This is a genomic window from Pseudonocardia hierapolitana (assembly GCF_007994075.1).
Taxonomy (GTDB): Bacteria; Actinomycetota; Actinomycetes; order Mycobacteriales; family Pseudonocardiaceae; genus Pseudonocardia; species Pseudonocardia hierapolitana.
On the sequence record NZ_VIWU01000001.1, the window covers coordinates 1893359 to 1913950 of the forward strand.

General features: G+C 74.2%; 20 protein-coding genes. 12 read left to right on the forward strand and 8 right to left on the reverse strand.

The window, feature by feature from the left end; genetic code table 11:
- Positions 1 to 48 precede the first annotated feature (48 nt).
- On the forward strand, positions 49 to 1515 hold the full coding sequence (locus FHX44_RS08925) for a PH domain-containing protein (protein ID WP_147261017.1): 1467 nt from the start codon (positions 49 to 51) through the stop codon (positions 1513 to 1515).
- Here FHX44_RS08925 and FHX44_RS08930 read toward each other — a convergent pair.
- Positions 1465 to 2079: a TetR/AcrR family transcriptional regulator gene (locus FHX44_RS08930; RefSeq protein ID WP_147255053.1), complete on the reverse strand. Its 615-nt coding sequence runs from the start codon at positions 2077 to 2079 to the stop codon at positions 1465 to 1467. The two genes, FHX44_RS08925 and FHX44_RS08930, sit on opposite strands and share 51 nt — an antisense overlap.
- A gap of 50 nt (positions 2080 to 2129) precedes the next feature.
- Between FHX44_RS08930 and FHX44_RS08935 the strand changes: the two genes are divergently transcribed.
- Positions 2130 to 2630 carry a GNAT family N-acetyltransferase gene (locus tag FHX44_RS08935; protein ID WP_147255054.1) on the forward strand — a complete coding sequence of 167 codons (501 nt, stop codon included), beginning with the start codon at positions 2130 to 2132 and terminating at the stop codon, positions 2628 to 2630.
- Position 2631: 1 nt separating this feature from the next.
- On the opposite strand, the gene FHX44_RS42065 is transcribed toward FHX44_RS08935, so the two are convergent.
- Together FHX44_RS42065 and FHX44_RS08940 are read right to left on the reverse strand one after the other, a co-directional pair.
- Positions 2632 to 2787 (reverse strand): hypothetical protein, encoded by a 156-nt coding sequence (locus tag FHX44_RS42065; protein ID WP_170308843.1) that lies wholly within the window; start codon positions 2785 to 2787, stop codon positions 2632 to 2634.
- A gap of 1054 nt (positions 2788 to 3841) precedes the next feature.
- The gene (locus FHX44_RS08940; protein ID WP_425469182.1) at positions 3842 to 4591 is read right to left on the reverse strand and encodes an HAD-IIA family hydrolase; all 750 of its coding nucleotides are present in this window, start codon (positions 4589 to 4591) and stop codon (positions 3842 to 3844) included.
- A gap of 107 nt (positions 4592 to 4698) precedes the next feature.
- Between FHX44_RS08940 and FHX44_RS08945 the strand changes: the two genes are divergently transcribed.
- The gene (locus FHX44_RS08945; RefSeq protein WP_147255056.1) at positions 4699 to 5460 is read left to right on the forward strand and encodes a hypothetical protein; all 762 of its coding nucleotides are present in this window, start codon (positions 4699 to 4701) and stop codon (positions 5458 to 5460) included.
- Between the two features lie 51 nt (positions 5461 to 5511).
- Here FHX44_RS08945 and FHX44_RS08950 read toward each other — a convergent pair whose 3' ends face one another.
- Complete coding sequence (locus tag FHX44_RS08950) at positions 5512 to 5976, reverse strand: carboxymuconolactone decarboxylase family protein (RefSeq protein WP_342792475.1); 465 nt, start codon at positions 5974 to 5976, stop codon at positions 5512 to 5514.
- Positions 5977 to 6050: 74 nt separating this feature from the next.
- Here FHX44_RS08950 and FHX44_RS08955 point away from each other — a divergent pair, with 74 nt between their 5' ends.
- A complete protein-coding gene (locus FHX44_RS08955; protein WP_147255057.1) occupies positions 6051 to 6941 on the forward strand; it encodes a sigma-70 family RNA polymerase sigma factor in 891 nt (296 codons plus the stop codon).
- Between the two features lie 4 nt (positions 6942 to 6945).
- Here FHX44_RS08955 and FHX44_RS08960 read toward each other — a convergent pair whose 3' ends face one another.
- Complete coding sequence (locus FHX44_RS08960) at positions 6946 to 8031, reverse strand: winged helix DNA-binding domain-containing protein (protein WP_147255058.1); 1086 nt, start codon at positions 8029 to 8031, stop codon at positions 6946 to 6948.
- A gap of 104 nt (positions 8032 to 8135) precedes the next feature.
- Between FHX44_RS08960 and FHX44_RS08965 the strand changes: the two genes are divergently transcribed.
- The 3 genes from FHX44_RS08965 to FHX44_RS08975 are packed head-to-tail and all read left to right on the forward strand — an operon-like array spanning position 8136 to position 11301.
- On the forward strand, positions 8136 to 9338 hold the full coding sequence (locus FHX44_RS08965; protein ID WP_147255059.1) for a cytochrome P450 family protein: 1203 nt from the start codon (positions 8136 to 8138) through the stop codon (positions 9336 to 9338).
- A complete protein-coding gene (locus FHX44_RS08970; protein WP_147255060.1) occupies positions 9335 to 10102 on the forward strand; it encodes an alpha/beta fold hydrolase in 768 nt (255 codons plus the stop codon). Before FHX44_RS08965 ends, FHX44_RS08970 begins: the two co-directional genes overlap by 4 nt.
- Complete coding sequence (locus tag FHX44_RS08975; protein WP_246170274.1) at positions 10099 to 11301, forward strand: cytochrome P450 family protein; 1203 nt, start codon at positions 10099 to 10101, stop codon at positions 11299 to 11301. The genes FHX44_RS08970 and FHX44_RS08975 overlap by 4 nt, the downstream gene beginning before the upstream one ends.
- Here the strand turns inward: FHX44_RS08975 and FHX44_RS08980 are convergent.
- From FHX44_RS08980 to FHX44_RS08990, 3 genes are all read right to left on the reverse strand, one after another.
- Positions 11261 to 12127, reverse strand: coding sequence for an Fpg/Nei family DNA glycosylase (locus FHX44_RS08980; RefSeq protein ID WP_147255061.1), 867 nt, complete (start codon positions 12125 to 12127; stop codon positions 11261 to 11263). The genes FHX44_RS08975 and FHX44_RS08980 overlap by 41 nt on opposite strands.
- Before the next feature lie 163 nt (positions 12128 to 12290).
- Positions 12291 to 12791, reverse strand: coding sequence for a ribose-5-phosphate isomerase (locus FHX44_RS08985; RefSeq protein ID WP_147255062.1), 501 nt, complete (start codon positions 12789 to 12791; stop codon positions 12291 to 12293).
- Positions 12792 to 12807: 16 nt separating this feature from the next.
- Positions 12808 to 14073 carry an AI-2E family transporter gene (locus tag FHX44_RS08990; RefSeq protein WP_246170275.1) on the reverse strand — a complete coding sequence of 422 codons (1266 nt, stop codon included), beginning with the start codon at positions 14071 to 14073 and terminating at the stop codon, positions 12808 to 12810.
- Positions 14074 to 14166: 93 nt separating this feature from the next.
- Here FHX44_RS08990 and FHX44_RS08995 point away from each other — a divergent pair, with 93 nt between their 5' ends.
- The 5 genes from FHX44_RS08995 (at position 14167) to FHX44_RS09010 (ending at position 20578) form a co-directional block, all read left to right on the forward strand.
- Positions 14167 to 15009, forward strand: coding sequence for an NTP transferase domain-containing protein (locus tag FHX44_RS08995; protein ID WP_212612388.1), 843 nt, complete (start codon positions 14167 to 14169; stop codon positions 15007 to 15009).
- Between the two features lie 820 nt (positions 15010 to 15829).
- Positions 15830 to 17626, forward strand: coding sequence for an aldehyde ferredoxin oxidoreductase family protein (locus FHX44_RS09000; protein ID WP_147255063.1), 1797 nt, complete (start codon positions 15830 to 15832; stop codon positions 17624 to 17626).
- A 107-nt stretch (positions 17627 to 17733) separates the two neighbouring features.
- Positions 17734 to 18666 (forward strand): hypothetical protein, encoded by a 933-nt coding sequence (locus FHX44_RS09005; protein ID WP_147255064.1) that lies wholly within the window; start codon positions 17734 to 17736, stop codon positions 18664 to 18666.
- Positions 18663 to 19355 carry a hypothetical protein gene (locus FHX44_RS43160; RefSeq protein ID WP_246170276.1) on the forward strand — a complete coding sequence of 231 codons (693 nt, stop codon included), beginning with the start codon at positions 18663 to 18665 and terminating at the stop codon, positions 19353 to 19355. Before FHX44_RS09005 ends, FHX44_RS43160 begins: the two co-directional genes overlap by 4 nt.
- Entirely contained in the window at positions 19352 to 20578 is a 1227-nt protein-coding gene (locus FHX44_RS09010) for a MinD/ParA family ATP-binding protein (protein WP_246170277.1), read from the forward strand. Before FHX44_RS43160 ends, FHX44_RS09010 begins: the two co-directional genes overlap by 4 nt.
- Positions 20579 to 20592 lie beyond the last annotated feature (14 nt).

The window sequence follows — 20592 nt, forward strand, 5'->3', positions numbered from 1 at the left end:
GGCTGGACGGCGCTGGACCGGCGCACGGTCGCGGTCACCGCACTCGTCATGGCGGGCGTCTCGATCACCGCGGGTCTGCCGATCGGCATCGGCATCGCCCGCAACACGTCGATCGGCACGGCCCTGCTCTGGCTGCTGCCGGCCGCTGCCCTGCTCGTCGTCGGCGGCAGCGCCGTCGACCACATCCGCTGGCGGCGCACCCGCTACCGGATGACCCCGGGCCGCGTGGAGCTGCGCACCGGCATCCTGGTCAGCAAGCACCGGTCGCTGCAGCGCGACCGCGTCCGCGCCGTCGACATCACGGCCGATCCGCTGCTGCGCGGGTTCGGGCTGGTGGCCGTGCGGATCGGCACGGGCGAGCAGTCCGAGGCGGGCGAGGGTTCGGTGGTGCTGCGGCCCGTGCCGGCGGCGGTCGGCGAGTCGCTGCGTCGCGAGCTGCTGGACCGGACGCACCCGGAGACTTCGGCCGACGGCGCGCTCGCCGTGCTCGACCCGGCCTGGATCCGCTACGCGCCGGTCTCGTTCCTCGCGCCGGCGCTCGGCGCTAGCGCCTTCGGCGGCGTGCTCCAGGTGTCGGAGTGGTTCGGCCTCCAGTCCGGCGTGATCGCGTGGGTGGGGAGCCTGTTCCGCGGAGTGCCGGTGCTGACGATGATCGCGGTCCTCGTCGCGGCGGCGCTCGTCGTCGGCGCGGTCGCCTCGCTCGGGCTCTGGGTCGAGATGTGGTGGAACTACCGGCTGGAACGCGAGCCCGGCACGTTGCGGGTGCGCCGCGGCCTGTTCACCACGCGCTCGATCTCGATCGAGGAGGCGCGGGTGCGCGGCGTCGAGCTGGTCGAGCCGCTGGGCGTGCGGCTCTCCGGGGCGGCGCGGGTCGACGCGGTGGCCACCGGCATGGCGGCCGCGAAGGGCGACGACGACAAGTCCGACCGCCGCACCCTGCTGCCCGCCGCCCCGCTGTCGATCGCTCGGCGGGTCGCGGCCGACGTCCTGCGCGAGCCCGAGTCCCCGCTCGACGCGGTCCACCTGACCGGGCATCCCGTGGCCGCGCGCGGCAGGCGGCTGCGGTGGGCGCTCAGCAGCGTCGTCGTGCTCGATGCCGTGCTCGTGCTGCTCGGCGCGCTGCTCACCGACGTGCTGCTGCACATCGCCTGGGTCAGCGCCCTCGTGCTCGTACCGGTCGCCGTGGTGCTGGCCGTCGACGCCTACCGCGGCCTCGGCCACGGTCTCGGCGAGCGGTACCTGGTGGCCCGCAGCGGCACCGTCCGGCGGGCCACGGTGGCGCTGCAGCGCGGCGGCATCATCGGCTGGACGTTCCGTCAGTCGGTCTTCCAGCGGCGAGCGGGCCTCGCCACGGTGATCGCGACAACGGCGGCGGGCGCAGGCGCGTACGCGGTGCCCGACGCAGGGTCGGACGACGGTCTCGCCCTCGCCGCGGCGGCCGTACCGGGCCTCCTGGAGCCCTTCCTAGAGCCCGCCTCCACCGTTCCGACGAACGGCGCGTTCGTCGGAACCTAGGCGACGAAGGGCCCGTTCGTCGGTCAATGCGCCGACGCAGGCACGCACGGCCGCCGTCGTGCGTTCCTCGTCGCCCGTCGCCAGCAGGTCCAGCAACGCTCCGCGCAGCGTCGCGAGGACGGCGGTCGGGTCGCCCCCCGGGCCGAGCACCTCGCGGAGCAGCTCGATCCAGTCGTGCACGCCCTGGGCGGCGAACCCGGCCCACGGCCCGTCCGGTTCCACCAGGGAGCGGGCGTAGCCCTCGGCCCACAGCCGCAGCAGATCACGCTGCTGCGGAGCGGCGAGCCACTCCCAGAGCCGCTCGACGACCTCGGCCGGCCCACCGCCGGCCGCGCGCACCTCCGCGAGCAGCGCGAGCTCCTCGGCGCGTGACCGTCCCAGCAGGGCCCGCACCAGGCCGTCCTTGGAGCCGAACAGGTACAGCAGCACGCGCGGGCTCGACCCGACGGCCTCCGCGAGCGGGCGCAGCGACATCCCGGCCATGCCGTTGCGGAGCACGTAGGCGTACGCCAGCTCCTGCAACTCCTCCCGGCGGGCGGAAGGGACTTGCGGATCAGCGCTCATGGCGTCACAGTCTGCACTGAAACAGTCGTTTCAGTGCATGGAGGGTAGCGATGGGCGACGTGCAGATCCGCGAGCTCGGGCAGCCGGGCGACCTCGGCTGGGTGGTGCTCGCGCACGGCGAGCAGTACGCGGCGGAGTTCGGCTGGGACGGCTCGTTCGAGGCGCTCGTGGCCCGGATCGTGGCCGACTTCGGCGAGCGCCACGATCCCGCACGCGAGAGGGCCTGGATCGCCGAGCTCGACGGCAGGCGCGTGGGCTGCATCTTCTGCGTGGCGGGCGACGAACCCGGCACGGCGAAGCTGCGGATCCTGCTGGTGCACCCGGACGCCCGGGGCCACGGTGTCGGCACGCGGCTCGTCGACGCCTGCGTGGCCTTCGCCCGCGAGGCGGGCTACCAGCGGGTGCGGCTCTGGACGAACGACGTGCTGGCCGCCGCCCGCCGGATCTACCTCGCCGCAGGCTTCCGGCTCGTGGCCGAGGAGCCGCACCACAGCTTCGGCGCGAACCTCGTGGGGCAGGACTACGAGCTCGACCTGTCCGAAGCGGCGTGAGCTACGCCGCCACGGCGTCCCAGCGCCAGCGCTCGGTCATCGGCTCCGCGCAGTCCGGGCAGGGCACCTCGCAGCCGGCCGTCGCGGCGACGGGCAGCTCGGCCTCGACGCCGCACCCGGTGCACATCCACCATCCGGTCGTGATCGTCGTGTCCATGGCCCGATGCTAAATGACACCACTGTCATTTCCCCGATGCGCGCCGCGCGGAGGCCGGAGGTAACACGCGTCCGGCGTGCCGCGAGTGGATCCGCGGGGGTGGGGTTGACCACGGGCCCCGCGCGGCGCGCTGGGCCCGCGCGCGTCCCCGGTGCCGCGCCCGGCCGGAGAATCCCCTCCTCGACCGGCCCCGGATCCGCACCGACGTGCCCGCGTGGCGCGGATCCGGCCAGGGGCGCCGGCTGTGGCGGTGGGTGTTGCCGAACCAGGCGTGGGACCTGCAGCGCCCAAAGGGGAGATCCTCCGGTGCCCGCTCATGGCTGCCGGTGGGACCTGCTGGCGGCGCCGCGCATCGTGCGGGGCCGCCCCTCGACTCGGGCATGCGGTGCGGACAGGCCAGCCTCCCGGGCACGTGAGGGTGGCCTCCGCCCCGCTCGCGCACCCGATGTGCGCTCGCGCGCCCCGCGTCGGCCGACGCACCCCGTCGACGGGGCGCATGAGCCGTGAACAGGTACGTGCGCTGCGGAGATCATTCCGAGCCGCCCGCACCGCCCCGGCGCGGGCACTGATGTGCATTTCGCGGCGATCAAGGGCTGATGGCAGCGATCAAGGGCAGATGGCGGCTGCTGAAGATCATTTAGTCGCCGTTTCGCCATGATCGCCGATCAGGACCCGGTGTGCGGCGGTGCTTGGCCCTGGGAGGGGAAGCTCGCCGATAGCCGGGTCGCGAGGGCCTCATGATCGGAGGTTCGGCGCGTTCTCGTGTCGTCTTCGCCCGTTTTCGCGCCGAAGCCTCGATCCTGTGCGTGGGACCGGCCTTCGGTGGCGCCGCGCGCCCGAAAGGGCAGGCCCCTGGCCTGCCCGCATGGCTTGCCCTCAGGGGCCGCAGAGGCTCAGAGGTCAAGGGTCGCGAAGCGATCGCGCAGCGACGCCGAAGGCGCCCTTGACCTCTGAGGGGCGGCCCCGCACACTGCGCGGCGCCACCGAAGGCCCTGGGTGAAAGGCAGCCACCGAGGCCCCAGCACCCGCGCGACCAGGCCCAGGCCACCCGCGCTCAGACCTCGCTGACGAGGTCCGCGATCGAGGCCACCACGCGATTGGGCCGGTACGGGAACCGATCGACCTCCTCAGCCTGGGTGATGCCGGTCAGCACCAGCACCGTGCGCATCCCGGCCTCGAGGCCGGCGATGATGTCGGTGTCCATCCGGTCGCCGACCATCACCGTCGTCTCCGAGTGGGCCTCCAGCCGGTTCAGCGCCGCCCGCATCATCAGGGAGTTCGGCTTGCCGATGAAGTAGGGCTCGACCCCGGTGGCCCGGCTGATCAGTGCCGCCACGGCGCCGGTGGCCGGCAGGATCCCGTCCACCGACGGCCCGGTCGGGTCCGGGTTCGTCGCCACCCACCGCGCACCGCCCTTGATCAGCCGGATCGCGGTGGTCACCGCCTCGAAGCTGTAGGTGCGTGTCTCCCCCAGCACGACGTAGTCGGGTGTGTTGTCGGTGAGCACGTAGCCGATCTCGTGCAAGGCCGTGGTGAGCCCGGCCTCGCCCACGACGTAGGCGCTGCCCTGCGGCCGCTGGTCGTCCAGGAAGCTCGCGGTGGCGAGCGCCGAGGTCCAGATCGACTCCACCGGCAGGTCGATCCCGCTGCTGCGCAGGCGGAACTGCAGGTCTCGGGGTGTGTAGATCGAGTTGTTGGTGAGCACGAGGAACGGCCTGCCGGTGTCGCGCAGGCGGGTGATGAACTCGTCGGCACCGGGGATCAGGCGGCCCTCGTGCACGAGGACACCGTCCATGTCGGTCATCCAGCACTCGATCGGCTTGGCATCGGCCACGGCTGGGCAGCCTATTGGAACGCGGGCGGCCTCACCGGCGTTCACTGTGTGACGGTTGCCGATGGGGAGTGGTTGAAGTGGGCACGATCCTGACCATCGTGGTCATCGCCCTGATCGTGGTGGGCGTCATGTGGTTGATCCGGCAGCGCAGCGCGGCCCAGGCCCGCGAGCTGGAGGACGCCAAGTCCGAGGCCCGGCGATGGGTGGAGCGGCTGGGCGGCCAGGTCCTCAACCTGGTCGGCACGGACGACGCGTCCAAGCAGGCGCTCGCCGACGCGGCGGAGCGCTACAACGCGGCAGGCTCGCAGATGGAACAGGCACGCAGCGTCACCCAGGCCCGGCAGGTCACCGAGACCGCGCGCGAGGGCCTGTACTACGTGCGCGCCGCCCGCACCGCGATGGGGCTCGACCCCGGCCCCGAGCTCCCCGCGCTCCCGGGCCAGCAGCGCGCGGGCGCTGTCAGCGAGGATCGCGAGGTGGAGGTCGAGGGCCACGCCTACAGCGCCTCGCCGGTGCCGTCGGGTCGCAACCAGCACTACTACCCGGGCGGCGTGGTCGCCGGGCGCCCCGTCCCGCAGGGCTGGTACTCCGAGCCGTGGTGGAAGCCCGCCCTCGTCGCGGGCGCCTGGGGTGTCGGGTCGGTCCTGCTGTTCAGCGCGATGTTCTCCGGCATGTCCGGCGTGGCCTACGCCGACGGCTTCGCCGACGGTGCGGCGTCCGCCGGCGGTGCCGACGACGCGCAGGGCGACGTCGGCGGCGACATGGGCGACTCCGGCGGGTTCGACGGCGGCGGGTTCGACGCCGGTGGCGGGTTCGACGGCGGGTTCGGCGACTTCTGAGCCGTGAGCGGATACGGGTGCTGCAGCACCCGTATCCGCTCACCCCCGGCGCTAGGCGGCCTCCCAGCTGGGCTTGTCGGCGCGCTCCTTCACCGCCACGTTGATGCGGTTGAACAGGTTGAGGGTGCCGACCATGACGAGGAGCGCGGCGAGCTGCTTCTCGTCGAAGTGATCGGCGGCCTCGTCCCAGACCTCGTCCGGCACGGCCTCGTCGGACCGGTCGGCCGTGCGGGTCACGGCCTCCGCCAGCCGCAGTGCGGCCCGCTCGGCGTCGTCGAAGTACGGGGCTTCCCACCACGCGGCCACGGCCATCAGCCGCTCGTCGGTCTCACCTGCCTTCCTGGCCTCGCGCACGTGTCCCTGGATGCACGCGGCGCAGCCGTTGACCTGGCTCACCCGCAGGCCCACCAGCTCGAGAGTGCGCTGCGGCACCCCGCCCTGGGTCGTCGCCTTCAGCAGGTGCTGGATGCCCTTCATCGCGTCCGGGAGCACGAACGCCGGGTTCGTCATTCGCATGGGATGCCTCCTGTCACATCGGTGTCCCTGGGTGGGTCAGAGCTCTGACGCGTGGCGACGGGAGGATGTGACGGATGGACCGGCACGAGGATTTCCTGGCCGACAGGTTCGAGGAGCACCGCGCCCACCTCAAGGCGGTGGCGTACCGGATGCTGGGGTCCCACGCCGAGGCCGACGACGCCGTGCAGGAGGCGTGGCTGCGCGTCACCCGCGCCGACACGGCCGCCGTGGACAACCTCGCCGGCTGGCTCACCACGGTCGTCGCGCGCATCTGCCTCAACGTGCTGCGCTCCCGCAACCAGCGCCGTGAGGAGTCGCTGGACGCGCGCGTACCCGACCTGGTCGTCGCACCCGCCGAGTACGCCTCCACGCCCGACCCCGAGAAGGAGGCGCTGCTCGCCGACTCGGTCGGTCTCGCGCTGCTCGTCGTGCTGGAAACGCTGAGCCCGGCCGAGCGCCTCGCGTTCGTGCTGCACGACATGTTCTCGATGTCGTTCGAGGAGATCGCCCCCGTCCTCGAACGGAGCGAGGCCGCCACCCGGCAGCTGGCCAGCCGCGCCCGCCGCCGCGTGCGCGGCGCCCGCCCGGAACCGGACGCCGATCTCGCTGCCCAGCGCTCCGTCGTGGACGCGTTCCTCGCCGCGGCACGCGGCGGCGATCTCGAGACGCTCGTCTCCCTCCTCGCCCCGGACGTGGTGGTGCGCGCCGACGCCGGGAAGCTGCGGCCGCGCACCCTGCTCCAGGGCCGGGAGGCGGTCGCCCAGGGCGCGATGACGTTCGCGCGGGTCGCCGAGCTCACCCGCCCCGCGCTGGTCAACGGCGCGCCGGGGGCCGCGGCCTTCAGGGGCGGCCGGCTCGTCTCGGTGGCGGCGTTCACCGTCTCCGGCGGCCAGATCACCGCACTCGACATCGTCAGCGACCCGGAGCGGATCGCCCGCATCGACCCCGCCGTTCTCGACGGCTGACCGGTCAGGCCGGGGGTTCGAGCCGCACCTTCCGCTCGGCCTCCGGCCACAACGCGGCCAGCATCCGCTCGCCCTCGGCCACCACGTCGGCCGCGGCGACGTCGTCGAGCGGCGCGAGCAGGCGCACCACCAGCCCGTCGGAACCGGACGTCCACACGCCGGCCGCCATCCCGTCCACCAGGAGCGGCCGCACCGGCTTGAGCAGCACCTGCGACCGGTGCTCGGTGGCGAGGACGCGGGTGCGATCGTCGTGGCCGAGCAGTGCGTTGTCGAACTCGCCGAGGAACCGCGGCGGCGCCGGCGTGTCCGGGTCGGGGAGCGACCCGTCCGGCACGTCGTACAGCGTGCGGCCGCGCTCGTCGACGAACCGGCGCAGGTCCAGCCGGTCGACCACCTCGCGGATGCCGCCGACGCCGGTGAACGCGCGGATGTCGCCCGTGCTCGCCGGGCCGAACGCGCGCAGGTAGCGCAGCACGAGCCGGTCGGCGGCCGGGTCGGTGCCGACCGGTCGGCCGAGTGTGCGGCCCACCTCCGCTAGCCGGGCCCGTCCGCTCTCGCCCCAGACCCCGCGGGGTGGCAGCTGCAGGAGCGGGGCGCCGTACTGCACGCAGGCGCCGAGCGGTGTCGGCTTCCGGCCCGGGTAGCGCTGCGCGAGCTCGCGGCCCAGCTCGGTGACGGTCAGCGGCCGGTCGCGCAGCAGCTCCAGCCCGGCCGCGACGACCTCGTCCAGGTCGAGGCCGGCCAGGTCGCGCCCGTACTCGCTGCCCTGGAAGACCCGGCGGTGCAGCGGCGCGACGATCGGCGGGAGCGCGAGGGCGTCCTCCACGGTCGTGAGGTGGATGGTGGCGCGCAGAGACGGCATCCGCACCAGCGAGAGCTCGGCCACGCGCCGCCCGAGATCGTGCGGGTCGAACCCGGCCACCCGCGACCAGAGCCCCAGGTAGGGGGCGCTCGGCACCTGCGCCTGTACGCCGACGAGGTGCGCGACCGCGTCCGGAACGGCCAGGTCCGCCCGGTGCAGCAACAGCTGGCGCTCGAGGAATGCGCGGTTCAGCGCGCGGCGACCGAGCACGGGAGGCGAGGTGGTCATGGCGGGAACCGTACGCAGCGATGCGGCACGAATCCTTCCTCGTTCGCGAGACTTGGGCAGCGCCTACCGATGCCACGGACGGCGGGAGGACGTGTGATGGGCGCATGCACCTCGCTCCGCCCCACCCGTGGACCGCCACCGCCGACGGCGCGCGCCACAGGGCGTATGCCGCGCTCGCCGCGCGCGGACCGGTACAGCAGGTCCCGCTGCCCGGCGGGGCCTCCGGGTGGCTGGTGACCAGCGACGACGCCGCTCGCGCCGCGCTCATGCACCCGGGCCTGTCGAAGGGCGGGCCGGAGCGGGCACCGTTCGCCGACGAGCTCCCCCCGGGCATCGCGGCGGCCATCAACCACCACATGCTCGCCATGGACCCGCCCGACCACACCCGCCTGCGCAAGCTGGTGGCGGCCGCCTTCACGCGCCGCCGCACCGAGGCGCTCGCGCCGGGCGTCCAGCAGCTGGCCGACGACCTGCTCGACCGGCTCGCCGAGCAGGACGAGGCCGACCTGATCACGGCGTTCGCGTATCCGCTGCCGATCGCCGTGATCTGCCGGCTGCTCGGTGTGCCGGACACCGACCACCACCTGTTCCGCGAATGGACGGGCCCGCTCGTCGTCGGCGGGAACATGGCGGGCGTCGAGGCGTATGCGGCCGCGGCCACGGCGCTCGTCGCGTACGTGCGGGAGCTGCTCGCGGAGAAGCGCAGGCGGCCGGCGGACGACCTGCTCTCCGCCCTCGTCGCCGTGCGCGACGGCGGCGACCGGCTCACGGAGGACGAGCTGACCTCGATGGTCTACCTGCTCCTGCTCGCCGGCCACGAGACGACCGTGAACCTGATCGGCAACGCCGTGCTGGCCCTGCTCACCCATCCCGGCCGGCTCGCGCTGCTGCGGGCCGAGCCCGAACGGCTCCCCGCGGCCGTCGAGGAGCTGCTGCGGTTCGACGGCCCCCTGCAGAGCGCCATCCCCACCATCACCACCGAGCCGGTGGAGATCGCCGGTACCCGGATCCCGGCAGGAGCGAACGTGGTGGTGGCGCTGCTGGCGGCCAACCGGGACCCCGATCGGCACGCGCGTCCCGACGAGCTCGATCTGAGCCGCACCGAGGTGCTCGGGCACCTCGCCTTCGGCCACGGCGTGCACCACTGCCTCGGCGCACCGCTCGCCCGGCTGGAGGGCCGCATCGCGCTCGGCAGCCTGATCGCCCGGTTCCCGCGGCTGCGGCTCGCGGTGCCGGCCGCGGAGATCACCAGAACCCCCGGATTCATGATGAACGGGCTCGCCGAGCTCCCTGTGAGGCTGCGATGACCACATTCGTACTGGTGCACGGCGGGTGGCACGGTGGCTGGTGCTGGCGGCGCGTCGTGGCGCTGCTCGAGTCGGCGGGCCACGAGGTGCACGCCCCCACGCTGACCGGCCTCGGCGACCGGGCACACCTCGCCCGGCCGGACACGGGGCTCGCCGTCCACATCGCCGACGTCGTCGCCGTGCTCGAGCTGGACGACCTGCGCGACGTCGTCCTCGTGGGACACAGCTCGGGGGGTGCCGTGGTGACGGGAGTCGCGCAGCGGCGCCCGGACCGGCTCCGGGAGCTCGTGTACCTCGACGCGTTCGTCCCGGCACCCGGCCGCTCGGTGTTCGACCTGCTGCCCGCCGCTCGCCGGGACCACTTCCTCGGGCTCGTCGACGAGGCGGGGCGGATCGTGCTCGACCTCGACGCCGCCATGGACGGGTGGAGTCTCCCCGACGCCGCCGACCGGGAGTGGGTGCGGCCCCGGCTGCGCCCGTTCCCGGTCGGGGCGCTGCGTGACCCGCTCCCGCCCGACCCGCTTCCCGACCTGCCCCGCCGGTACATCCACTGCACGGTGAAGCCCGGTGGGGACAGCTTCGCCGGCTTCGCCGCAGCGGCCGACTCCGACCCGGCCTGGCGGCTCGACCGGCTCGACACCGGCCACGACGCGATGATCACCGCGCCCGGAGCGCTCGCGACCCTGCTCACCGGCGTCGTCTCAGCGGGGTGTCAGCAAAGCCACCTCGCCGATACCCGCCCGCCGCTACCGTCGGATCCGTGACCTCCCAGACGGTGCCATCGCCCTTCACCGAGACCACCGGGCCCGCGCGGCACGCCGCCTTCGCCGAGCTCGCGACCACCGGCCCGGTGCAGAAGGTCATGCTGTTCACCGGCGTCCCGGCGTGGGTGGTCACCGGGTACGCCGAAGCCCGGGAGCTGCTCGCCCACCCGGCAGTGGTCAAGGTCGCGGGCGGCGGCCCGCACATGGACGCGATGCCGCCGGAGCTGACCGCCGCGATGAACACGCACCTGCTCAGCACGAACCCGCCCGACCACACGCGGCTGCGCAGGCTGGTGACCGCCGCGTTCACCGTTCGCCGCGTCGAGGCATTGGCGCCGCGCGTCCAGGAGATCGCCGACGCCCTGCTCGACGACATGGCCGCGGCCGGTGACGGCGCCGTCGATCTCGTGGACGGCTTCGGGTTCCCGCTGCCGATCACCGTGATCACCGAGCTGCTCGGCATCCCGCCCGGCGACCGCGCCGACTTCCGGCGCTGGTCGTCGATCGCCGTCAACGGCGCCGTGCACCCGCCCGAGGTGTACGTCGACGCGGCCCGGAACATCGTCGGCTACGTGCGCGAGCTGATCGCCGCGAAGCGCACCGACCCCGCGGACGACCTGCTGTCGGCGCTCATCGCGGTGCACGAGGGCGGCGACCGGCTCTCGCAGGACGAGCTCACGTCGATGGTGTTCCTGCTGCTCGTGGCCGGGCACGAGACCACCGTCAACCTCATCGTCTCCGGCACGTACGCCCTGCTCCGGCACCCCGACCAGCTCGCACTGCTGCGGGCCGAACCCGAACGGCTGCCCGCCGCCGTCGAGGAGCTGCTGCGCTACGACGGTCCGGTGCAGGTGACGATCCCGGCGGTCGCGGCCGCGCCCATCGAGGTGGGCGGTGTGACGATCCCCGCGGGCGACGTCGTGCTGCCGGCCCTGCTCGCCGCCAACCGCGATCCGGCGCGCTTCCCCGAACCGGACCGCCTCGACATCACGCGGCCCTCGAACCCGCACATGGCGTTCGGCCACGGGTTGCACCATTGCCTCGGAGCGCCGCTCGCCCGCATGGAGGGGCGGATCGCGCTCGGCGCGCTGCTCGCCCGCTTCCCCGGACTGAGGCTCGCCGACCCGGCCACCGAACCGGCCCGCAACCCGGGACTGCTCATGAACGGGCTGGTCGCGCTGCCGGTCGTGCTCGACTAACGCCCGCGCGCCTGCGCCGCCCCGACTGGCACTTCGGGCACCAGAACAGGTTCCGGGCAGCGTGCGCGGTGTGCGCGATGGGGGTGCCGCAGACGAGACACGGCAGCCCGGCGCGGCGGTACGCGTAGACCTCGCCGCCGTGCCGGTCCTGACGCGGTGCCCGGCCCGTGCGCTCCGGATCGTGTTCGGGGGCGACGGTGTCGATCCGGCCGGTCCGCACACCCTCGCGCATCAAGGCGACGAGGTCGCCCCACATCGCGTCCCACTGCGCCCTGCGCAGTGACCGGCCGGGCAGCTGGGGGTCGATCCGGTGTCGGAACAGCAGTTCGGCCCGGTAGACGTTGCCCACGCCCGCGATCACGGACTGGTCCATGAGCAGCGTCGCGAGCGGAGCGCGCGAGCGCGAGATCCGGGCCCACGCGCGCTCGGGGTCGGCGTCGTCACGCAGCGGGTCCTCACCGAGGCGGCCGCGCACGGCGGCGGCCTCGGCACCGGTGACGAGCTCGCAGGCCGTGGCGCCGCGCAGGTCGGTGTAGTGGGTGGCACCCACCATCCGCATCCGCACCTGTCCCACCGGCTCCGCGGCCGGCAGCGGCGCCTCACCGAACGTGCCGTAGAGGCCGAGGTGGACGTGCACCACCAGGTCGGGGCCGTAGTGGTGGAACAGGTGCTTGCCGTGCGCGTCCGTGCGCTCCAGCACGCGGCCGTCGACGAGCGCGGCGCTCGCCGCGAACCGCCCCTGCGGGCTGGACACGGCGACCGGGCGGCCTGCGTAGCGGCGGGAGTGCAGTTCGGCGAGGCGGTGGAGGGTGTGACCTTCGGGCATTAGTGTCCCCCGCCGGGAGTCCGTTGCGTATATCGGCGGATCCAGGTTTTCGCTGGGTGTGCCGGCGAGGCGTCCCTCGTATCGGCATACTCGGGCGGCTCGCCGGTGCGCCCAGCGGGAAGCTGGGCCGACGAGATATGCGGCGGAGTCCCGGCGGGGGACACTAGGTCGTGGTGGTGGGCGCGGGGATCTGTTCGGGGGGCAGTGCGGGGGGCACGCCCGTGCGCTCGTAGTCGCTGAGCAGGTCGATCCGCCGCTGGTGGCGGGGCTCGCCGGAGAACGGCGTGGCGACGAACGCGGCCACGATCTCGGCGGCCTCGTCCAGGGTGTGCATCCGGGCGCCGACCGCGACGACCTGCGCGTCGTTGTGCTGGCGGCCCAGCGTGGCGGTCTCGACGCTCCACGCGAGCGCGCACCGGATGCCGGGCACCTTGTTGGCGGCGATCTGCTCGCCGTTGCCGGAGCCGCCGAGCACGACGCCGAGGCTGCCCGGGTCGGCGAGCGTGCGCCGGGCCGCTTCCACGCAGAACGGCGGGTAGTCGTCCTGGGCGTCGTAGGAGGCGGGACCGACGTCGATCGCCTCGTGGCCCAGCCCGGTCAGGTGTGCGACCAGGTGCGTCTTGAGCTCGAAACCGGCGTGATCGGATCCCAGGTAGACGCGCACGGTGCGTCATCTTCCCTCATGTCCGGCCCGAACCCCCATCCCGGTGCATCTCGGGCAGCTCCGGCTCGGGCACGTCGAGGTCGCGCCGCTCCGGGATGCCCGGGTCGGCGACGGTGGCGTCCGGAGCAGCCGCACCAGGGACGCCCCCGACGACCTGCACGCTCTCCAGCGGTGGATCGACCCGTGGTGGCGCCCCGCCTGCCACGCGGGCGTCGACCCGCTCCCCCAGGTAGCGCACGACCACGGCCGCCGCAGCCACCACCGGCACCGAGAGGAACGCGCCCGCGATGCCGTACAGCGTGCTGCCTGCGGCGACGGCGAGCAGCACCACGGCGGCGTGCAACCGCAGGCTGCGGCCCTGCAGGTACGGCTGCAGGACGTTGCCCTCGAGCTGCTGCACCAGGATGATGATCACGAGCACGATCAGCGCAGTGGTGAACCCGTTGCTGACGAGCGCGACCAGCACCGACAGGGCGCCCGCCACCAGCGCGCCGACGATCGGCACGAACCCGCCGAGGAACGTCAGCACGGCGAGCGGGATCGCGAGCGGCACCCCCAGCACCACGAGCCCGAGCCCGATGAGCAGGCCGTCGACGAACGCCACCAGGGCCTGCACGCGGATGAAGTCACCGAGCGTGTTCCAGATCCGCCACAGCACCTCGGCGATGTGCCCGCCCGCGCCCTCCCCCGCGACCGTCTGCAGCCAGGGCAGGAACCGTGGCCCGTCCTTCACGAACAGGAACGCGAGCACGAGCGTCAGGAGGGCGGTGACCACACCCGACGCCACGCTCCCCACGCCGGTGAGCACGCTGGCCGTGATCGCGGAGACGCTCTGCTGCAACTGGGCGGTGGCCGTCTGCAGCGCAGCGTCGAGCTGGCTCTGGGCGAGGTTGAGCGGCGGCCCGGACAGCCATTGCTGGATGGCCTGGATGCCCGACGTGGCGCTGGACGTGATCTCCGGGACGCTGCCGACGACGGACGTGGTGATGAGCGTCACCAGCCCGGCGAGCACCACGATGCCGGCGAGCACCACCGTGGCGGCGGCCAGTGCGGGCGGGAAGCGGTGCCGGCGCAGCCACCCCGTCGGGGGCCACAGCACCGTCGCGAGGATCACCGCGAGCAGCGTCGGCATCACGATCGACCAGAGCGCGCCGATCAACAGCCAGATCAGCACGACGCCCGCGGCGACGAGCACCATGCGCAGGCTCCACCGCGCGGCCCACGTGATGCCCTCGCCGATCGCGGTGCCCCGGCCCCTCTGCGGAGCCTCGCTCGTCGTCACGGCACTCCCCTCTGCTCCCCGTCCCCCGGGGTTCCCCGGACCCAGACTCCCAGACACGACCACCGCGCGTCCGCCGTGTCTACGATCACGAGGGTGACGTCCCGAACGGCAGGCATCGTGCTCGCCGGCGGGCGCTCGTCCCGGATGGGAACGGCGAAGGCGACCCTCGAGTGGCACGGGTCCACCCTGCTGCGGCGTACCGCCGGAGTCCTCGCCCGCAGCGTCGACGGGCCGGTCGTCGTGGTCCGCGCGCCTGCGCAACCGCTGCCGCCACTCCCGGGCGACGTCGAGTTCGTGGACGACCCGGTCGAGGGGCTCGGCCCGGTGCAGGGGATCGCCGCGGGCCTCGCCGCGGTCGGCGAGCGCGCCGACGCCGCGTTCGTCTGCTCGACGGACCTCCCCTTCCTGCACCCGGCCTACATCCTGCGGGTGATCGACCTGCTCGACGGCGACGCCGTCCTCCCGTACGCCCGCGGCCACCGCCAGCCGCTCGCCACGGCGTACAGCACGAAGCTCGCCCCCGTGCTCGCGGAGATGGCCGACGATCGGCAGCTCAAGCTCGGGCAGCTGTTCGAGCGCTGCCGCACCCGCCGCACCGACGACGCCGAGCTGCTCGCCGACCCCCGGCTCCGCCACCTCGACCCGGACCTGGACTCCGTCGTCAACGTGAACGAGCCCGCCGAGTACCGCGCGGCCCGGGATCGCCCGGCCCCTGAGGTCGTGGTCCAGCGGTTCGGGGCGCTCGCCCGCCGCGGCGGCCCGGCGCCCGGGGCGGTGCGTGCGGCCACGCTGGGCTCCGCGGCCGCTGCCGTCGGCCTGGAGCTGGACCGACACGTCGTCGCGGCGCTCAACGGCGACCAGATCACCCGGGATCCCGAGACGCCCTTGGTCGCGGGTGACTCCGTGGCCTTCCTGTCGGCGGACGCGGGGGGTTGATCGGCGGAATCGGGACATGTCCGGGCAATGGGAACTGTGGTCGCGCGGGTGCTGGGGCCTTCGGTGGCGCCAGGGCCTTCGGTGGCGCCGCGCATTGTGCGGGGCGGCCCCTCCGGGCAGCACAACACGGGCAGGCCAGGGGCCTGCCCTTCGGGCGCGCGGCGCCACCGAAGGCGGTGTCGGCCGCATGATCAAGGCCTCGGCGCGGAAACGGCCGAAACGACACGAGAACGCGCCGAACTGCCGATCACGCCACCCGTGGCGCGTCACACTGCCGACTTCACACACCCAGTACGGACTTCACACAAGGCGGGCCTTGTGTGAAGTGGCCACTGGGTGTGTGAAGTGGCCATCGGTGGGGGGAGAGGGCTCTCGGGAGCGGCCCGACGAGTACATCAGCGTCTCCGCCGAGGCCGTGGTGCCCTTATCGGAACGATCTCCGCCAGGTGCGCGAGCGGCGCGGAGGCCACCATCCCGTGTCCGGGAGACCGGCCTGCTGGCGGCGCCGCGCGCCCGGCGGGCAGGCTCCCGGCCTGCCCGCACCGCCAGCCCGAGGGTCGCAGAGGCTCACGGGTCAAGGGTCGCGCAGCGATCGCGGAGCGACGCCAGAGGCGCCCTTGAGGCGTGAGGGGCGGCCCCACACAATGCGCGGCGCCGCCAGGAGGCCCCACCGACAGCCACGAGCGCGGTCGCGGCGCCCCCTCCGAGAGATCCGCCCCTTGACCGTTGAAGACCACATGCCTGATTCGGCAACACCCTCGGCATGCAGCTCATGTCCCGATCCCGACGATCAGGCGCGGATGCGCATACAGTCGGCAGCATGACGGCAGGCGGCTACACCGGGCGCGCGTTGGTCGTCGACGTCTCCGCGACGTCGGCCACCGGCAGCGCGCTGGAGCTGCCCGAGCCCGTGCTGCGCGCCTACCTCGGCGGCGTCGGCCTGGGCACGTGGCTGCTGCACCGCCTCGCCCCCGCCCGGGTCGACCCGCTGGCCCCCGAGGCGCCCCTGGTGTTCGTCTTCTCCCCGCTCGTCGGCACCCCGCTCACCACGAGCGCGAAGTTCGCGGTGCTCGCGAAGTCGCCGCTCACCGGGCTGCTCACCGACGCGCTCGCGTCGTCCCAGTTCGCGATCGCGGGCAAGCTCACCGGTCACGACGCGATCGTCGTCCGCGGGCGGGCCGCTGAGCTGTCGGTGCTGCTGGTCGACGCGGACGGCGTGCGGCTCGAGCCGGCCCCCGAGCTGGCCGGGATGTCGGCGGCCGCGGCGGAGGCGGCGGCGAAGGAGCGGTTCGGCCGCGGGTGGCGCACGGCGGCGATCGGCCCCGCGGGCGAGCGGGGCGTCCGCTACGCCACGATCAGCCACGACGGCCGCCACGCCGGGCGCGGCGGGCTCGGCGCGGTGCTCGGGGCGAAGAACATCAAGGCGGTGCTCGTGCGCGCGGGCACCAAGGTCGAGGTCGCCGACCCGGTGGCCGTGCTCGCGGCGGCCAAGGACCTGCGGCAGCGCAGCTTCGGCCCGGCCACCGCCAAGTACCGCGAGCTCGGCACGCTGGCCAACCTGCTCGCGTTCAACGCCGTCTCCACACTGCCGACGCGCAACTTCACCGCCGCCACCTTCGCCGAGGCACCCAAGCTCGCCGCGGAGGAGCTGCACGAGATGCGCGGCGTCGCGCGCAACAGCTGCGCGTCCTGCTCCATCGGCTGCGAGCACATCTACTCCCGCAAGGGCGGCGGGTCGCAGCGCATGGAGTACGAGAACGTGTTCGCGCTCGGCCCGCTCTGCGGCGTCTCCGATCCCGACGACGTGTTCGCCGCGAGCGCCCGCTGCGACGAGCTCGGCATCGACACGATCTCCGCGGGCGGCACGATCGCCTGGGCGATGGAGTGCGTCGAGCGCGGGCTCATCGACGCGCCATGGCTGACGTTCGGCGACGGCGCCGCGCTGCTGCGGGCCCTCGACCTGATCGGCAGCCGCGAACCCGGCCTCGGCGAACTGCTCGCGCTCGGCTCCCGGGCTGCGGCCGAGGTGGTCGGGCACGGCTCGATCGACTTCGCACCGCAGGTCAAGGGCCTGGAACTGCCCGGGTACGAACCGCGCTCGCTGCAGTCGATGGCGCTGGGTCTCGCCGTCAACGCCCGCGGCGCCGACCACAACCGCTCCGGCGCCTACGAGGCCGACCTGTCCGGCGACCTCGACCGCCTGTCCGGCGGGCCGGCGCACGTCGCCGCCGCCATCGGCACCGAGGACCGCGCGGCCGTCATGGACTCGATGATCCTCTGCAAGTTCCTGCGCGGGGTGTTCAGCGAGCCCTTCGAGGAGTGGGCGGCACTGCTGCGCCCGGTCACCGGCTGGGACGTCACCGCCGACGAACTTCGCGCGACCGCCCGGCGGATCGTGCTGGCCAAGCGCGAGTTCAACGCCCGCGAGGGTGCCTCCGCGGCCGACGACGCGCTGCCCCGCCGGATGCTCGACACCCCGCTGCAGCTGGGGTCCGGCCGCACGGCCACGCTCACCGCCGAGCGGCTCGCCGCGATGGTCGCCGGCTACTACCAGGGCCGCGGCCTGGACACCGACGGCCGTCCGGCACCGGTGGACCGCGCCGACCTGCTGCTCTAGCCGTTCACACCTGCACACGTTTTTCCGCGTTCGCCCACGGGTGGGAGATCGGGCTGCCACGGTTCCGCACTGGACCGAGAAGTCACTCCCAGTTGTGAGGCCGCGGAATGGATGCAGGCAGCTTCGTCATCGCACTGCTGACGGCGGCAGGCGCCGCCGCCGGCCCCGCGCCGCTCGGCGCGCTCCAGGACACCACGGCGCCCGCCGCCCGCTGCATCGCCGCTCCCGACGAGGAGCGGCTCGGGAGCGCCCGACCCGACGCCGGCCTGAGCTCACAGCCGGGCACGGGCACCGGATCGTCGGCGCTCCCCGACGAACTCGTCGAGGAGCTCGCCGACATCATCACCCGCGCAAGCCTCGACAGCGCCACCCGGCAGGACAGCGCCACCCGAGAGGACAGCGTCACCCGGCAGGACAGCGCCACCGTCTCATCGGCGCTCGCCGAGGAACTCGCCCAGGAACTCGCCGACGTCGTCGCCGAGAGCGACGACCCCACGTCCCGGCGACTCGCCGCCGCGCTCGCCGCTGCCGGCTTCGAGGCGAGCGCTGCCGTCGGGTCCCGCCAGGAGACCGCGGCATCGCGCTCGGACGACAACGGGCTCGACGACCGGTCGGGCCGGGCCGACCAGGGACGGCTCGACGACCGAACCGGCCAGGCCGACCAGGACCGGCTCGGCGACGACCGGCTCGAGGACAGCCGGCTCGACCAGGACCGGGCGGACAGCGACGACGGGCTCGACCGTGGCCGGCGCGACGACGCCCGGAACCAGCCCGGCAGCGACGACCGACTCGCCGACGACCGGCTCGGCCAGGACGAGCAGCTGGACTGCGACGGCGGCGCGCAGCAGCAGGACGCCGCTGCCGAAGACCGGGAGTCCACCGCCGGCGGCGCGAACCGCTCGGGTGACCTCGAGGACGTCCTCTCCTCCCAGGCCGGGGAGCGCGAGCGGGCCGGCTCCGAACGATCGGGCACTCCCGCCGGACGCGGTGGCTCGGGCATCGCCGATGCGCTCGAGCGCGGCGAGCGGACGGCCGAATGAGTGGCGACGGCGGCGGGTCCCGGCCGTGGCGCCGCCCCCCGGCGGCGCGCCGGGCCCGCCCCCGGATCGCGGGACCGGAGGCCCCGCCGCACCTGAGGCCCGCACCCCCGCCGAGCACCGGCCCGAGCGCCGACCGGGCACGCGCCGACCTCGCCGCGATGGGCCACCCGCACGCCGCCTCCACGGCCCCGGCCGCGCTCCCTGCCCGCCGGGCCGACGCAGGCGCGCTGGCCGCGGCGTTCGGCGTCGACTTCCTGTCCTGGGACGAGAGCGATCCGGGACGGCGGGGCCGCGCGCTCGCGCCGTACGTCCTGCCGCCGGCCCGGGAGGAACGGCTCGCGGCCACCGGCTGGTCGGGCCTCGGGCGGCAGCGCGGCGAGCTGGCCCTTCCGGGCGCCGTCATCGCCCTGTCGGACGACCGGCTGCTCGTCCACGTCCGGGTCCGGGTCACGCCGTTCCGCAGGCTGACGATCACGCCCACATGCGTCCGGCACAGCACCGACGTGCTCCCCTACCCGGCCGCTGCCCCCGCCCCGACCGACCCGCAGTGGGTGGGCCTCGACTCCTACTGGTACGAGCTGCTCGTCCCGGTGCGGGAGATCACCGACCAGTGGCGGGTGGACATCGGCGCGGTCATCGTGGTGCCGCCGTTGCCAGCCGAGGTGCGGGACGGGGTGGTCCCGCCGTGACCGTGCGATCCCACGGGTACCACCCCGGCCGGCACGAGACACCGCTCGGCGAGGCACCGACCCGCCCGCGTCGCGGGGCCGGCTGGGCCGACGTGCCGTGGCGCGCCGGGCCTCCCGGGTACGACCAGGACGATCCGCCCACGGAACCGATCCCGGTGATCCCGCCGGGTCCCGTCGTCCCCGACTGGAGCCGGCTCGCGCCCGCGCAGCCGTACCAGCCGTCGACGGGGTTCCTCCCCGCCGCGCAGATCGACGTGGCGAGCGACGCCGTGCTCACCGACGAGTCGCTGGTGCGGCACCAGCGCGCCACCCCGACGGAGGGATGGCGGCTCGCTCTGTACGCGGCATCCGGCGGCCGCATCAACCCGGGGCAGAGCGTCCACGAGGCCGCCCGGGTGGAGCTGGTCCACCGCATCCGGCGCCCGCTGCCGGCGCCGCACCGGGTCGCCGTCGTCTCGGTCAAGGGCGGCGTCGGGAAGACCACGGTGGCCGCCTGCCTGGGGCTCGTGCTCGCCGAACTGCGCGGTGACCGGGTCGTGGCGCTCGACGCCAACCCCGACGCGGGCACCCTGTCCGAACGGCTCACCGGTCCGGGCGGCCCCACCGTGCGCGACCTCTACGAGGACATGCCCAAGCTGGCCTCGGTCGCCGAGCTCACCCGGTACACCCGCAGCGCGGGGCGGTTGCACGTGCTGGGCAGCGAGCAGGAGCCCGCCATGGGCGAGGCGTTCAGCGCCGAGGAGTACCTCGAGGTCACCTCGCTGCTCGAACGCTTCTACACCGTGATCATCACGGACTCGGGCACCGGCATGGTGCACTCGGCGATGGAGGCCACGCTCGCCACCGCCGACAGCCTCGTGGTCGTCGGCTCCCCCACGGTCGACGGCGCCAACCGGGCCAGCCGCACCCTGTCGTTCCTGGCGGACGAGGGCTACCGGGTGGCGGCCGAGCAGTCGATCGTCGTGCTCTGCGGCGACCGGCACAGCCCGGACGTCGACCGCGCCCTCATCCGGTCCCACTTCGCGGCCCGCTGCCGCGCGGTGGTCGACATCCCGCCCGACCCGCACCTCGCCACCGGCGGCCGGATCGACCCGGCGCTGTGGCGGGGTCCGACCCGCGATGCCTGGTACCTCCTCGCGGCGCACGTCGCGGACGGGTTCGGCGCCCCGTCCCCGGCTGCGCCCGCGCCCCCGTTCGCCATGCCGGTGCCCGACCCGGGCTGACCCCGACCACCCCA